Source organism: Microbacterium sp. CJ77, assembly GCF_002911615.1.
GTDB lineage: Bacteria > Actinomycetota > Actinomycetes > Actinomycetales > Microbacteriaceae > Microbacterium.
The window spans coordinates 273,438-288,783 of sequence record NZ_PQBR01000025.1 but is presented as its reverse complement, the minus strand read 5'-3'; the positions used below and the strand labels follow the sequence as shown (position 1 = coordinate 288,783).

9 protein-coding genes are annotated in these 15,346 nt (G+C 70.4%); all 9 read right to left on the bottom strand.

The window, feature by feature from the left end:
* Window positions 1-97: 97 nt before the first annotated feature.
* The 9 genes from rpsG to C2868_RS16035 all read right to left on the bottom strand — a co-directional run bounded on the left by rpsG (window position 98) and on the right by C2868_RS16035 (window position 15,175).
* Entirely contained in the window at window positions 98-568 is a 471-nt protein-coding gene (rpsG, locus tag C2868_RS16075) for a 30S ribosomal protein S7 (protein WP_100809897.1), read from the bottom strand.
* A 5-nt stretch (window positions 569-573) separates the two neighbouring features.
* Complete coding sequence (gene rpsL, locus C2868_RS16070) at window positions 574-942, bottom strand: 30S ribosomal protein S12 (RefSeq protein ID WP_036299939.1); 369 nt, start codon at window positions 940-942, stop codon at window positions 574-576.
* 311 nt (window positions 943-1,253) lie between these two features.
* A complete protein-coding gene (locus C2868_RS16065; RefSeq protein ID WP_100809896.1) occupies window positions 1,254-1,748 on the bottom strand; it encodes a hypothetical protein in 495 nt (164 codons plus the stop codon).
* On the bottom strand, window positions 1,745-3,214 hold the full coding sequence (locus C2868_RS16060) for a DUF5684 domain-containing protein (RefSeq protein ID WP_103663557.1): 1,470 nt from the start codon (window positions 3,212-3,214) through the stop codon (window positions 1,745-1,747). Before C2868_RS16060 ends, C2868_RS16065 begins: the two co-directional genes overlap by 4 nt.
* Window positions 3,211-5,706 (bottom strand): transglutaminase domain-containing protein, encoded by a 2,496-nt coding sequence (locus C2868_RS16055; protein WP_103663556.1) that lies wholly within the window; start codon window positions 5,704-5,706, stop codon window positions 3,211-3,213. The genes C2868_RS16060 and C2868_RS16055 overlap by 4 nt, the downstream gene beginning before the upstream one ends.
* Window positions 5,703-7,064 (bottom strand): DUF58 domain-containing protein, encoded by a 1,362-nt coding sequence (locus C2868_RS16050; RefSeq protein ID WP_103663555.1) that lies wholly within the window; start codon window positions 7,062-7,064, stop codon window positions 5,703-5,705. The genes C2868_RS16055 and C2868_RS16050 overlap by 4 nt, the downstream gene beginning before the upstream one ends.
* Window positions 7,061-8,026, bottom strand: coding sequence for a MoxR family ATPase (locus tag C2868_RS16045; RefSeq protein ID WP_103663554.1), 966 nt, complete (start codon window positions 8,024-8,026; stop codon window positions 7,061-7,063). Before C2868_RS16045 ends, C2868_RS16050 begins: the two co-directional genes overlap by 4 nt.
* A gap of 37 nt (window positions 8,027-8,063) precedes the next feature.
* Entirely contained in the window at window positions 8,064-14,036 is a 5,973-nt protein-coding gene (locus tag C2868_RS16040; RefSeq protein WP_103663553.1) for an Ig-like domain-containing protein, read from the bottom strand.
* Window positions 14,036-15,175, bottom strand: coding sequence for a serine/threonine-protein kinase (locus C2868_RS16035; RefSeq protein ID WP_181003492.1), 1,140 nt, complete (start codon window positions 15,173-15,175; stop codon window positions 14,036-14,038). Before C2868_RS16035 ends, C2868_RS16040 begins: the two co-directional genes overlap by 1 nt.
* Between the last annotated feature and the right edge of the window lie 171 nt (window positions 15,176-15,346).

Genomic DNA, 15,346 nt, shown 5'->3' with positions numbered 1-15,346 from the left:
TGTCGCTCGGCCGAGCGACCAGGTGCTGGGGGCGGACCCTTCGGCAGGTCCGGGGAACCATTCGGCTATCGCCGCGCTCCCCGGACCTGCCGGCGGGTTACCAGCGGTAGTGCGCGAAGGCGCGGTTCGACTCGGCCATCTTGTGGGTGTCTTCGCGGCGCTTGACCGCGGCACCCAGGCCGTTCGAGGCGTCCAGGATTTCGTTCTGCAGACGCTCGGTCATCGTCTTCTCACGACGACCCTTCGCGTAGCTCACGAGCCAGCGCAGCGCCAGGGTGTTGGCGCGGTGCGGCTTGACCTCGACCGGGACCTGGTAGGTCGAGCCACCGACGCGGCGGCTGCGGACCTCGAGGGTCGGACGGACGTTGTCGAGCGCCTTCTTGAGCGTCGCGACGGCGTCCTGGCTGTTCTTCGCCTCGACGCCCGCGAGGGCGTTGTAGACGATCGACTCAGCGAGGGACTTCTTGCCGTCGACGAGGATCTTGTTCACGAGCTGCGTGACGATCGGAGCGCCGTATACCGGGTCGTTGACGACGGGGCGCTTCGGGGCGGGGCCTTTACGAGGCATGGTGCTTAACCCTTCTTCGCGCCGTAGCGGCTACGAGCCTGCTTACGGTTCTTGACGGCCTGCGTGTCGAGAGCGCCACGCACGATCTTGTAACGCACGCCGGGGAGGTCCTTCACACGACCGCCTCGCACGAGCACCATCGAGTGCTCCTGCAGGTTGTGTCCCTCGCCGGGGATGTACGCCGTGACCTCGGTGCCGTTCGACAGCTTCACACGGGCGACCTTGCGCATCGCCGAGTTGGGCTTCTTGGGGGTGGTCGTGTACACGCGCGTGCAGACGCCGCGCTGCTGCGGGTTCGCCTTCAGGGCGGGAGCCTTGGTCTTAACGACCTTCGGCGTCCGTCCCTTGCGAACCAACTGCTGAATAGTTGGCACTTCTTCTCCTTGATGGTGCTGCACGGTGACAGCGAGCGTGTTCTCTGCCCGACGCGATCCGGAGATCTTGTCGGGTTCACGTCGACCCTCCGACGCGCCAGATGACTGCCGCGTGTGGTGGGGGTATGCCGTGGGGGTGACCTGTTCGCAGGCCCTTCCCTGAGATGTGGCGTCTGCGACCTGTGTTGGGCCGAGAGCACGTCGCGGATGAACCGCTCCGCACCCGAGGCACGTCACATGGCGCGCGCGAGCGCACACCCATCCATGATACGCCGGGGTTCGGCACGGGGTCAAACGAGTGCCGTCGGCCCTCAGACGCCGACAGCGAACACCAGCGCGATGAGCGCGCCCGCGAGCACCACGACCAGGGCGACGATGGCGACGACGACCGCGACGAGTCGGCGACGCGCGCGGGCACGGACGGCGCGACGGATGCCCGAGGCATCCGGAAGCGGATGCTCCACCCGTGGGAGCGGCACACGGGAGTCGCCCCCGCCTCGGTGTGTCGGCGGCGGCTGCGTCCTGCGCGAGCCGCGCACCGGCGCCGCGACGCGGCTCGGGTAAGCCGCGACAGCCCCCGTGCTCGTCTCCTGGAGACCAGGGGACGACGACTCGCCCAGCGGGCGAGACCCTGCAGCGCCGCGGTCGCGCGATACGCGACGCACGACGACGGTGTCGTTCGCCTGGTCCCCTTCCACGAGCGCTGCCGCCTCGGGCGAGGACGGAATGCGGGGTCGACGCACGGTCGTGTCGCCGATCGAACCGTCCGGACCACCGTCGGCGCCCGGCACGGGGGTGCCGGTCACTCGCCCTCCCGCCGCAGCCCGAACTCCGCATCACCGAGCAGGAAGCGCGGGGTGAGTCGCTCGGGGCAACCCGCCGGGGCATCCTTCTCGGCGCCGTCCTCACCGATCAGAATCACCCCGTTGGTCGAGTCGAGATCGACGATCGTCCACCCGTCTGCGGTCAGCTCCATGCGCGCGTGGGTCTTCGACACCGTGCGCGTCTCATCCGGGATCGCAACGAGCTGAGCATCACCGTAGTCGGGCTCGCGGTGGGGACGACGACCGATGATCACGACGTCGGCCGTCAGCGGGATCGGCGCACCGAGAGTGGGCACCAGCGTCCATACGGTGCGGCGACGCACGGCGACGATCGTCTCGTCGAACGATTCGTCGAGAGCCTCGTTGTCTGGAATCTCGGGACGCCTGTGCTGCGCCGACACCGAGGTGCGCGCCGAACGGGGTGCACCGGAGGTCGGCGCCCCCTGCTCGGCCGACACCTCGGCCGAGGATTCGTAGGTCAGCTCCGACGAACCCAGGAACGGCTGGAACGCCGCGGGGCGCACCGCGGCGGACGCCGCGGGAGCCCAGGGCTCGGTCGACGGCCGAGCCGAAACGGGCGGTTCGGCTTGCGGACGCGCCCCCTCCGTGTCATCCATGTCTTCCGGTGTGAACGAGGGCCGGGAACCGGGAACTCCGAGATCGTCGGCGGATGCGCCGTGAGTTCCCGGAGCGGAGCGCCGAGGGGACGTCGCGTGCAGGAATGCGCGGGCGGGAACGCCGGATGGCTCGCCCGCGCCATCCCCCGTCGCGAACGCGGCCGGGGTTTCCTGCATCGTCGAGCGGAAGGTCGGGACCGGCGGGAGCGTCGGCGCCTCGCGTGCGGAGTCCGACCGCAGCGGCACCCCGCCGCGCCCCACCGGGACCGGCACGACCGATGGATACCCGTCGATGGTCGGAGGGGCGGGACGCGGTGGCAGTTCGGGACCACCGGCGGGACCGTGGGCTCCGAAGACCGAGCCGAGCACCGCTCCGTCGGCAGGTGTCGCCGACGGCGTGCGGGGCGACGGATCGGGTGTGCCCCACCCGGCGTCAACACCGACACTGCGCCGAGCGGGTGCGATCGCGGCCGAACCGGGCAGCCACCGCGCGGATCCCCAGCCGACGATGCTGGCCCACACGGGGAAGAGCAAGGCGCCCAGGACCGTCATTCCCACGCCCAACCCGAACGACCGGTTGATGCGCTGGAGGGCGATGATCGCGACCACGAAGAACGCGAGCGTGCCGACGACGGGGACGAACGCGAGCAGCACGAGCCAGGGCGAGAGCCCTCCGAGACGAAGGAAGACGACCGTGTTCAGGATCGGAACCCAGGCCTGCCAGGGGTGCTCCCCGGCCTTGCGGAAGACGGCGGAGAGGCCGAGCGCGACCCAGAGGTACAGGACGAGTGCGACGACCAGCGAGGTCGTGATCAATTCCGTTGTGTTCATGATGGGCGCGAGCCGCCGTCGCGGCGCCGCGACCTCCTCTCCTGACGACGTGAAGCGCCCGATGGGGCACTCTTCGGCGAGATTTCCCGGGTGAACGATCTCAACGATACGGCCGCCATCAGCCGGCGCCATGCGCTCTCTCGCTGAGAGAACACGCGACGCTCCTGTTCGACGATGCCCCAGAACTCGTCGGACTCCGCCGTCGTCACCGCGTCCTTCGCGAACACGGCCCGATCCGCTCGGTCCGCGAGCAGGATACCGCGGGGGGTGGCGAAGCCGGCCGCGGTCTCTTCTCGGGTGTGCGTGCGCGGCGCCGGCTGTCCGTGGTCGACCGCGGCATCGACGTATTCGTCCCAGCCCGCGACGATGCGGACGACCGGGTCTTCGCTCCGGCGACGGGCCCGGCGGCGGAACGCCTTCGCTGCCGTGATCACGCCGAACGGGCCCAGGAGCAGGCCCGCGATCACGAGGGCGATGCCCGAGACCCGGACCACGGCCCACAGGCCGCTGAGGTCGGCGGCGGCCTCGTCGTCCGAATCGTTGGCGGCAGGAGCATCCTGCTGCACGGGATCCGGGGGCACGACCTCCTCCGCGTTCTCGGGACGCACTTCCGTCTCGTTCTGGGGGTCGCGCTGCAGGGTCAGGTCGGTCTGGGGTGCCACGGCGCTCTGGGGCGTGACGTCGATGGGCACCCAGTCGCCCGTGGCCGACTGCACTTCCGTCCAGGCGACGATGTCGCCGCCTCGGCACGCGCCCCTGTCGCAGGTGCGCAGCCCGTCGTCGGATGTGAGCCGTGCACCGACGACCACGCGCGCGGGGAATCCGAGCTCGCGGGCCATCAGCGCCACCGCGACCGAGAACTGCTCGTCGTCACCGATCGCCGCGACGAGCGGCAGTTCGGCGCCGCCCACCTCCGCCTCTCGATCCAGGAGCGCACGGAAGAGGGAGTCGATACGGGCGAGCGAATGCCCGGACGCACTCGACTCGAAGACGTAGCCAGGCATCTCCGACAACCACGTCGGCGGCGCCTCGAGGTCGACCGAGACGGCGTGCGAGAGATAGCCTCGCCCGCGCAGCAGGTCGACGAGACCGGCGAGCGCGGCGCCGCCCTGTCCCTCGACGTGTTCGTCGACCCAGCGGCGCAGCGATTCGGGCGCCTCGACCTGATCGGCGGGGACGCCGGGCGCATCGATCCGGCTCAACTCCACGCCCGAGGGCATGACGGCCGTGACGGTGTAGGCATCGCCGGCCCGGACCCCTCCGTCGGCGACCTGGATGCCGCCCCAGGCGTCGCCGCTGTAGTAGAACGAGTCGGCGAGGGCGCTCGCCCGCGCGCCCTCGAAAGCGATGGACTGCACCCGTCCGAGCGTCGGCAGCCAGATGCCCGTGAGTTGACCGATCCGGATGTCCGCGGTCACCGTCGCGCCCGCGCCCGCGTCGAGGCGCGCGGGCACCCGCAGGTAGCGCCCGGCGTCGACGTTCCCGCGCGGATCGACGGCGCGGTAGGTCTCGCCGTCGTAGTGCGAAAGCGTCGCCAACCGAACGCGGTCGGCGGCGCCGTCGGTCCTCTCGACTCGGAACAACACCGATCCGGAGCGCGGTTCGCTGAAGTTCCCGCGGTATTGGGTGAGGGGGCTGATGGCGGTACTCAGCGCCGTATCGGGTCCGACGCCCGAGCGCAGCACCGTCCGCTCCGCGCCCTCAGCGACGGCCGGCACGAGCACGGCCGCCACCGCGACGGACACGGCGATCATTCCGGCGCCGAGCACCATCCGCCGGGCGTCCGACCCGCCGCGAGAGCGCGAGAGGCGCACCCCGCTCGCGGATGCCGCGCGGCGGAGTGCACGCGAGCGCTCTTCGTACGTCTGCCAGGCGAGCCAGACGAGGCTCACCACCAGACTGAGCGCGCCGACGGCCGTTTCGACGGGCGCGGGGAACGCGAGTCCCCCGAGAACGAGCGGGGCGCTCACGCTCGGGCTGCCGAACAGCAGCCCGAAGGCCACCATCGCCAGCCCCACCGGGACCGCGAGCGCCGCGGTCGGTGGACGACGCCACGCGAGAAGCAGCGCGGCCGTGATCCCGAAGAGGAACACGATCAGCGCCGGAACGAGCAGGTTTCGATAGGCGCCCGCCGGCAGCTCGACCGTCAGCAGGTCTTTCCAGGCGGTGATGCTCCCCCACAGCACTTCACCGAGGCCCGCGATGGCCTCGGGCAGGGAGGTCATCCTCGAGGGCACGGCGACCGGGACTCCGAGCACCATCAAGCTGCCGAACGCGATCAGCGCGGTGAGCCAGGCCGGCCAGCGGAGCGCTCGCGCCGTAACGGCGATCGCTGTGCCCGCGACGACTGCGGCCAGGACGAGGATGAGGAACGACAGCGAACGGTAGATCGGCCACGCGGCGACGGCGGCGAGGACCGTGATCGTGGCGACATAGAGGCTGCCCGCCGCGATCCGCGCGCCTGCCTTCCGCTCGATCACGCGCTCTCTCATGCGCCGGCTCCGCGCAGCATCAGGCTCGCGAGGTCGTCGAGCACCCCGATCGTGAGCACCGTGAATCCACCGATGCCCTGCATCCGTGGATGGGCGCGCTCGTCGCACACGACGGCGATCACGGCCGTGTCCGCCGGGAAGGCGAGGGCCGCACGACGCAGGGTCGCGGTCGTCACGCGCGAACCACACACGATCACGGCGATCGAGAGGTCGTTCTTCGTCTCGGCTGTCAGGCGACAGATGCCCTCCAGCGGCATCGTGTGCTCGAGGACTTCGACGGTGCAGAACCCGTCCAGGAGGGCGCGCGGCGAGGCCGCCGAGATGCCGCGGATGGCGCGTAGCCGACCGCGCACGACGCGCGGAATCTCGGCGCCCGTGACCACATCCAGGTCCCGGCCGTCGCGCACCGCCTGGACGCCGAGCGATGCAGCGGCGCCGACGGCGAGCTCGAACTCGTCCGCGTCGGCGAACTCCTTCTCGGAGAGTCCGAGCACCACCGCCATCCGCGACCGTCGCGACTCCTCGAACTGGCGCACCATGAGCTGGCCGGTCTTCGCCGTGGATTTCCAGTGGATCTGTCGCCGTGCGTCACCCGGCGCATACTCACGGATGGCGTGAAACGACATGTCGGCATCGACGAGACGACGGGTCGGCTGGCCCTCGAGATCGCGCACCAGCCCAGCACTCGTCGAGGGCACCGCGACCGTTCGCGGGTGGACGTACACGCGGCGCACATCGTCCCAGGCCCGTTCCCGGCGGAGGAGCCCGACGGGATCCGTGCGGACCGCAGTGGGCGGGCCGACCGTGATGATCCCGCGCCGGACTGCCGGAATCGTGAGGGGTTGTGCGACGAAATGCCCGGCGCGCATGAGGGGAACACCCAGCTCGACCAGTCCATCGCCGACGGGAAGATCGAGCCGTCCGGGCAGTGCCGTCGAGCGCCCACGGTTGCGGATCACGATCTCGCCCGTCAACTCTCCGCCCACCACCACGCGCTCGTGGGCGAGGCGCACCACGACGTCGTACGCGCGCGCGCCGAAGAGGAACGGAACGCAGAGCGCGAGCATGACGAGGGACGCGGCGCCGGCGACGATCCATTCGACCCATCCGAAAGCGACTCCGATACCGAGGCCGAGCGTCGCGGCGGCCAGCGCGAGCCATCCGGCCGGCATGATCGCCCCTCCCGCGCGCTCGACGACATCACGGACGCCCTCGCCGACGGCACGACCCGCTTCCACGGCCCAGACGCCGGCGCGCGCGCCTCGCGCACCGCGCGCGGTCGTCGTGACGCGGGTGCGCGCGGCAGACCCGGACGACGACGAGGTCCGGGTGAGAGGTGAGTCGGTGCGTGCGGTCATCCGGACTCGCGTTGGGTCGGCGGGGCGACGTCGAGCAGAACCTGACCGATGACCGACTCGGGGCTGACACCGTCGAATTCGGCCTCGGGGTGCAGGATGAGGCGGTGCGACAGCACGGCGACCGCGAGCGACTTCACGTCGTCGGGAGTCACGTAGGTCCGGCCGCGTGATGCCGCGCGTGTCTTGCTGACGTGCGTCAACCCGAGCGCACCGCGGATGCTGACGCCCAGGCGAACCTGGTCCGCGGAGCGGGTCGCGTCGACGAGGCGAGCGATGTAGTCGAGGACGAGCGCGTCGATGTAGACGTCTTTCGCGATGTCCGCCATCCCGATGAGCGCCTGCGGAGCGACGATCGCCGTCAGCTCGGAGGTCGGAACCGCGGCTCCGCTCAGGATCCGGACGGTCGAAGCGTGATCGGGGTATCCGAGCGAGGTCTTCAGCAGGAATCGATCCAGCTGCGCCTCGGGAAGGCGGTACGTGCCGGCCTGCTCGACCGGGTTCTGCGTGGCGATCACGAGGAAGGGGTCACCGACGGGGCGACTGATGCCGTCGATCGTGACGCTCCCCTCTTCCATGACCTCCAGCAGGGCCGACTGGGTCTTCGGGCTCGCGCGGTTGATCTCGTCGGCGAGAACGATGTTGGCGAAAACGGGGCCTGCGTGGAATTCGAAGGCGCCCGTCTTCTGGTCGTAGACCGTGATGCCGGTGATGTCGCCGGGAAGCAGGTCCGGGGTGAACTGGATGCGCGTGTTGGTGCCCTGCACCGACTGGCCGAGCGCACGTGCGAGAGACGTCTTGCCGGTTCCCGGGACATCCTCGAGCAGCACGTGCCCGTCGCTGATCATCGCCGTCAGCACGAGCTCGACGACGTGGCGCTTGCCGAGCACGGCGCGCTCGACGTTGTCGGCGAGCTGCGAGAACGTCTCCGCGAACCACGTGGCCTGCTCCTGCGTCACGCTCATGAGAACGACTCTTCCTTCGGGGATCGGGATTCGATGATCATGGTGCGGGCGGCACCGGATTGTTCGGGGTACAGGCACCGCCGACGGTGCCCGATGCCGGATCGAGGCCCCAGCCCTGCGCGTCCCAGGAGGCGGTCACGCCGATGCCTTGGACCGAGACCGCGCCGATGGGCACGATCCCGAGAGCCGGGTCGAACGCGAGGGTGTTGCCCGCCTCATCCGTGAAGACGGCGGAGCTGATGTCGGACGAGAACTCCGCGCGTCCCCCGGTCGACGAACCCGTGAGCTGCAGCTGCTCGCCGCCGACGCAGGACGCGACCTGCCAGGCGACCTGCACCTGGAAGGGCGCGCTTCCGGGCGCGGGCGTGACCGCAGCCCACTCGCTCGACGTGCCCCACTGGGTGTGCGTGTAGCGGACGCGGATGCCGGGGTCGACATCGAAGATCGGGTTCGGTGGCGCGCCCTCGAACTGGGCCACGTTCAGGGTCGGGGCCTCCTCGCTCGAGGACGGAAGGTCGCGGATGACCCACCGGGCGCCGTTCGTCCCGATATCCGGTGTCGGCGAAACGACGAACGTGAAGCCCTGCGGCGGCGCGGCGCTCTGCACGGCGCGCACCGACCGCTGGATGGCGGCCGACCCGAAGGTGCTGCCGGAGTATCGCGAAACCGCACACGCGGTGAACGCGTACTCGAGGCCGTCGGGAACCGTGAAGACGGCCGAGCCGTCCGCACTCGTCGGCGAGCAGGTCTGGTCCGCGCGCGAGACGCCGAATCGCAGAGTCGATCCGTCGCCGCCCGATCCGGCGGTGGCCTCGGCGCGGATCGTGGAGGTGCCGTTACCGTCCGACGTCGACGAGAGGGTCAGGGCGATCCCCGTGGGCGCGCCGATCCCGTTTGCCTGGATCATGACGGCCGCGCCCGAGGTGCTGCCCGCGAGTCCGGCAGGGAGCGGGAACCGGGACTGGGGGGTGATGACGACCGTCGTGGACGTGTTCGACCCCACCCGGAACGACGGAACGCTCACGGTGTCGCGACCGCTCGGCACGTCGACGACCACGGTCTCGCCCGCCACGCTGGCGATCTGCACCGAGCCGGTCTCCGCCTGGTCGATCCCCTCGATCGTGAGGCTGATCAAGCCGCCCTCGCCGCCGGTGACGATCGGAGCCCACGAGACCGACCCCGGAGCCGCGGGCGTGTCGTATGCCCACGCGACCGTGCTGACGCCCCTGCGCGACTCGCCGGTGTCGTTGACCGCGACGACCTCGTACGTGCGCTCGACGCCGTTCGGCGCGGGGATGCTCGGGCACACCCCGTCGACCGAGCACGTCGCGACGATCGACCCGGAACCGGATCCGGATGCCGAGGATCGGACCACGAACTCGGTCAGCGCCGGGTATGCCTGGCTGGCGGCGCCCGGGTCGACCCGGAGGGTGACGGATCCATCGGCATAGGCGACCTGTCGCACGCTCGTCGGCGACTGCGGGAAGCCCTGCAGATCGAGCAAGAGCGCACCGTCGCGGCCACCGCCGGTCGTCCGGCCCTGCGCATCGCGCAGCGCGAAAGTGGCCGTGCACGTCGCCCCGGGGGCATCGTCCGTCCATTCCGCGAGCACGCTGCTCGTCGATGCCACCGTGAACGTCACGCCCACGCAGGCACCCGTGGCCGCGACGCCGACGACCTCGAGCGGGGTCCGCGGCAGGGGGTTGACCTCTCCCGCGGCGCCGACGACGGGGATGACGCACGATGACGCCCCCGCCTGCGAACAGACTTGCGTGAGCGTCCCGCCGATGGGCAGTGTCGACGGCGTCGCTCCGACCTTCAACATCAGTCGCACCGGCTCGACGCCCGTGTGACTCGTGATCGAGACGGTGACGGCCTCCTGCGTCCCCGGAACGGCGCTGTCCGCACCCGTGATCGTCAGTCGCCCGTCTTCCGCATCGACGACGAACGACGAACCGCGGTAATCGATCGCGTACGCGATGCGATCCCACTCGTCGCGGCCCTGCCAGCTGGTCAAGGTGCGCAGATCGAAGTCGGCGCTGGCCCCCGGCGCGATCGTCAGGGCACCACCGCGCAACTGCGGCTGAGGCGCGACGGCGAGCACCCGGATCGGGATCGCCAGGACGGTCCACTCCTGAGTGCCGGCCAGGCGAACGGGAACGTAGCAGGCGTCCGCCCACGGGGCCGCCAGTCCCGCGACGTAGCGGACGGTCGTGCCCGATTCGAGTTCGCATGAGCCCTGCGGTCGCGCACCGGAGGCCGCGACGTCCGGTGACACCTGCAGTCGCGTGCCGTTCGGCACGGGCACGAGTCCGGCCACATCGAACGTCTTCGAGCGCCCCTCGGTCACCTCTTGCGCACCAGCCTCGCTGCGCAGCGCGAGCTTCACTTCGCGCTCACCGGGGATCCTGAGGAAGCCGTACGTGGTGACCGATCCGGAAGCCCCCTCACCGGTGAGCTCGAACGCGATGATCCGACTCGTCAACGGCAGGGGCCCCGAGATCGTGGAGCCATCGACCTCGAGATCGGTCGGCACCCCCCAGAGGCTGAGGGTGAGATCCCCGACATCGCCACCCGTCCAGCGCACCTTGCCGGAGACGACGTCGACGCCCCGCACGAACCCATCCCGCGTCTCGGCGGTCAGGACGGTGTCGATGACGACCGGGTAATCGGGTACGGCCTCGCGCACGATCCGGACGACCACCAGGCCGCGTGCGGTGTTGCCCGAGTCGCTCTCGACGTCGTAGAGGAACGACATCGTCCCGGGCTCGGTGCCGGCCGTCACGGCGATCGTGGAGTCGTCGATGGGCCGGACGAGGCCCGCGAGCCGTTCGTACTCCTCGCTCGCCGATCCGTCCTCGAGCGTGGGCGGCAGGTCCGGTTGCACGTCGGTCAGACGAAGCGTGCCACCCGTGGGATCGATGTCGTTCGCGAGGGGACTCACGTTGATCGCGTTCGCCGAGCCCGCCTGCACCTGGACGTAGTCGGTGAACGTCACCGGGCCGGGGTCGGACTGGCCATCCAGAACTCCGATGCGCACGGTTCCGACGCCCGTCGCACCCGCGGCGTCCACGACGCGGTAGAGGAACGAGACCTGCCCACGGAACCCGGCGACGCTCGAGTAGACGATGGATGCGCCGTCGGCGGAGATGGATGCGGCCCCGGATTCGGGCTGGGTGAGGACGGTATCGAGTGCCACCGCGTCGCCGTCGGGGTCGATACCGAAGGGATCGAACGCGACGGTCGTCGTCTGACCGCTGGGCACGCGACCCTCGAGCGTCTCGGGGAGCGGATCACGGTTCGCGTCGTCCGACTGCACGAGGATCCGTACCTCGGCGGTATCGGCCAGGGCGGGCGCGCCCGTCGCGAACACGCCGTATTGCACAACGTATTCGCCGGGGGTCTCGGGCGCGAGGTAGCGCAGCACACCGCCCGAGGCGAAGGCGAGACCCTCGGACGTGGACGACAGCACCGTTGCGGGATTCAGCGTCAGACCCGATCCGGACGGCGCGACGTCATTCGCGAGCACCGGGATGTCGACCTGTGCGCCTTGACGGACGACGACCGAGTCGCCGACGGCGATGGGTGCCAGCTCGGGAGCCGGCGGCAAGAGGTATACCGTCACCTCGCCCAAGACGCGGGCGCCGACATCCGCCGTTCCATCGCTCACGACGTACGACACGGTACCGAGACGGCCGGGATCGCCCGTGGCGGTCGTCCCCGAGACCCGCAGCGAGCTCTGCCCGACGACATCGACGCTGAGCGAGGCGCCGGGATCGATGCGCGGGGCCGCGTCGCTCAGCAGCAGCACCCGGCGGGTGGGGTTCGAGACCGCCGCGAAAACGTCGACCGTCGCGTCCTCGCGCGGATGCACGAACGCAACGACCGGTGCCGTCGCGAGCTGCGCGGCCGCGTCGTCGGCGAGCAGGGTGATCCGGGCCGTACCCGTCGCCTCGCTCAGCCCGTCGCCCACCGAGAAGCTGACGCGGTAGATCCCCGGCTGTTCGGTCGTCAGATCGAAGGCCGTCCCGCCGGGCGTCGCCACCACGCTCGCGGGGGCATCGTCGAGGACGCGCACCGCGGTGAGTGTGAGTTGCCCCGCGGTTCCGGTGACGTGCGGCGACACATCGACCGTCAGGCCCGCGCCGACCGTGTCAACGACCGCGAACGATTGCACACGCAGGCGCGGTTGCGTCGAGACACGCACGGAGAGTGGCCTGGTGGACGTGGCGCCACGGGTATCGGCGACGGTGACCTGCAGATCGATCAGCTGGGCCGCACCGGAACCGTCGTCGGCATGCTGGTAGACGACCTCCCCCGACGGAGACGCCGTGACCACGCCGATGCCGGAGGGGTTCTCGACCGATAGCAGGAGCAACGGATCGCCGTCCGGGTCGACCCAGCCGGGCAACACCGGCACCGAAACCGTTCCGCCCCTCGCAACCTCTGGTGTCGGCCATTCGGCGAGGCATCCGACGCTCCCACACCATTCCGGAGCGGCATTGGATGCCTCGGGCGCGATCGTCAGGGCGACGGTCGTCGGCTCCGAGAAGAGTCCGCCGTCGCTGGCGCCGACGCTGGTGCCGTCGCTGACGCGATATGTGAACGATCCCGAGCCACGCGCACCGTCCGCCACCCGGATCGCGAGCCGCTGGCCGCTGTCGATGACCGCAACCTCGCCGAAGGCGGGGTCGAGCCCCCCGACCGAGAGGGCGTCCACGCTCAGCACGTCTTCGTTGGGGTCGTGATCGTTCAACAGCACGGGCAGGACGACGAGGGCGCCCGCGCGCACGCCGAAGGCGTCGGGTTCGGCGACGGGCGGCTTCGGGTCGAGGACGACCGCCGCCTCTTCTTGCGCATCCTCCGTCGTCGGGTCGACACGATCATCGAGCGACCAGTCCTGGCTCGTCGGTACCAGCTCACCGTCGGGCAGGGTCCACACCCATCCCGAGCGCGTCTCGTTCAGAGCCACGACACCGCTGCCGACGAGGAAGGATGGGCGCCGCTGATCGTCGAGTTCGAGCCCGGCGTAGTCCAGCACCGACTGCCCTGCCGCGGAATTCCACAGGACTCCCCCGCCCGACGGCGCGAGCCACGCTGCATAGGTCGTGCCGTCGACGGTTACGGGTCGCGCGGGCGTCCCCAGCACCTCTTGCCCGGTTCCCACCTCGCGGAGGGCGGGCGAACCACTCACCTCCAGCCGCACCAATCGGGTTTCGTCCGCGACGTAGACCGCGTCCGCGGAGGTCGACGGCCGGCTCAGGACACGACCGCTCAGGGTGTCCGTCTCGATCGGCTCGGCCGCGTCCCTCCGCCACGCGACACCGGTGTCGAGGTCGACGACGAACCACACGCCCGACGCCGCCGAGATCGCCGGTTCGGTGGCCTCGATCTCGAGTTCGTCCACGCCGCGGACCGTTCGAGAGCCGATGTCGTAGCGGAGCACCGAAGCATCGACCCGCGAGTAGCTGTACAGGATGCCGGCGTCATCGACCGCGATCGCGTCGGCCGCGTACTGCGGTCCCTCCTCCGACCCGTCGCCCGACGTCTCGTCCGGATCGACCTGGGTCGGAGCGGTGTCGGACAACCGACCGACCCACACCGCTCCCGTGTCGGTCCGGTACGCCACGAAGTCACCGGCGACAGAGACATCGGTCGTCCCCGCGGGGGTGGCGGGCGAGTCGCGGAGCGCTTCATCGTCGAGATCCAGGGGCGATGCCTCGTCGACGCGGGTCACCCTGCCGTAGCTCTCGGAGAAGAGGTAGGCACCCGATGCGCCCTGCGCCACCAATGTCGGATCCGCGACGGTCCGTACGGTGTCCAGCTCGCCGACGGCCGTGTTCACGCGCGCATATCGGCGACCGTCACCCGTCTGGAGTGCCCACACCGACGTGTCGACCGACGGCGTCTCGCGCGCATCGAGCCCCGGCCAGACGATCGCTATGCCGACGATGGTCGCGAATGCCGTGGCCGCGGCGAGCCCGGCGATCAGGATCCGCCGACGCGGCATCAGAGGCCCCCCGACCCGAACAGCGCACCCAGCGCGCCGGCGATGGCGGCGACCGCAACCACGACGGCCGCTCCGACGATCCACGGCCACTTGCGAGGCGTGGACGGGACGCTGCCCGAGATGTCGGTGTCCTCGTCGCGCGCGAACGCCGCAACCCCCCGACGGGAGGGCGCCTTGCGCGTCGTCTCTTGCGGAACCCACGGGCGCGCGGGGCCGCGCAGACCGGCGTCGGCGAAGTCGACGGATGCCGTGGGCGCGGCCCACTCGTCCACGGCGACCTCGAGGGGGGTCTGCGGCAGGCCGAGCTCGGACTGGACGGAGCGGAGCGCCTCGCCGAACGACAGTGCGCCCGGGTACCGACGCGCCGGATCGCGGTTCATCGCGGTCGCGAGCACGTCCTGCAACGACGCGGGTACGTCGGCGCGACCCAGCGGCGGGTAGCTCGCGTGGGCGATGCGTCGACGCAGCTGCTCCCGCGTGTTCTGCCCTTTTTCTCGCCGCTCGAAGGGACTATGACCCGCGAGCAGCGAATAGACGGTCGCGCCCAGCCCCCAAACCTCGCTGGCGACCGTTCCCGAGGTCTTCTCCGTGATCACCTCGGGGGCGCTCCAGGGCACACTCATGGCCAGGATCTCATCCGCCTGGTTGCGCGCCAGCGACGACGAGATTCCGAAGTCGGCCAGAACGGGGGCGCCGAAACTCGTCACCAGGATGTTGCTCGGCTTGACGTCGCGGTGGACGAGCCCCGCCCGGTGCGCGGTCTCGAGCGCGCTGGCTATCTTGACGCCGATCGAGAGCGCCTCGGCGACGGGGATCCGCTCCACGCGATAGCGCTGTGACAGCGAACCGGGGCAATACTCCATGACGATGTACGGACGACCCTCGGCCGAGACGCCCGCCTGATAGACCGTGACGATCGACGGATGCGCCGACAGGTGCGCCAGCACGTCCGCTTCCGCGTTGAACATGCGCAGCAGGTCGGCGTCGCTCACGTCGCTCGGCAGAACCTTGACGGCGACATTGCGACGCGGCATGTCCTGTTCGTACAGGAACACGTCGGCGAACCCACCCGAACCGAGCGGCCGAACGTACGTCAGACCCGGCAGGATGGGGGGCGCGGACGGCAGCCGTTTGGCCACGTGTTGTCCCCCAGACTGCATTCCGGACGGCAGTCCCGATAAGGATCCGCGCGCCGATGCCCTCGACCACCTCAGACGCTCACTGGCCCCCGCACTGAGAACGCCGCCCTTGCGACCGCGATGGTTCCACACATGCTAACAAAGTGCAACCGTGAGCCGGCTGCCGATCCA

What these genes read in the sequence shown, in the direction of transcription:
- C2868_RS16040 (WP_103663553.1), bottom strand. Translation starts at nt 14,036, where the DNA reads ATGCCGCGTCGGCGGATCCTGATCGCCGGGCTCGCCGCGGCCACGGCA.
- C2868_RS16060 (WP_103663557.1), bottom strand. Translation starts at nt 3,214, where the DNA reads ATGAACACAACGGAATTGATCACGACCTCGCTGGTCGTCGCACTCGTC.
- C2868_RS16055 (WP_103663556.1), bottom strand. Translation starts at nt 5,706, where the DNA reads ATGAGAGAGCGCGTGATCGAGCGGAAGGCAGGCGCGCGGATCGCGGCG.
- C2868_RS16050 (WP_103663555.1), bottom strand. Translation starts at nt 7,064, where the DNA reads ATGACCGCACGCACCGACTCACCTCTCACCCGGACCTCGTCGTCGTCC.
- C2868_RS16045 (WP_103663554.1), bottom strand. Translation starts at nt 8,026, where the DNA reads ATGAGCGTGACGCAGGAGCAGGCCACGTGGTTCGCGGAGACGTTCTCG.
- rpsG (WP_100809897.1), bottom strand. Translation starts at nt 568, where the DNA reads ATGCCTCGTAAAGGCCCCGCCCCGAAGCGCCCCGTCGTCAACGACCCG.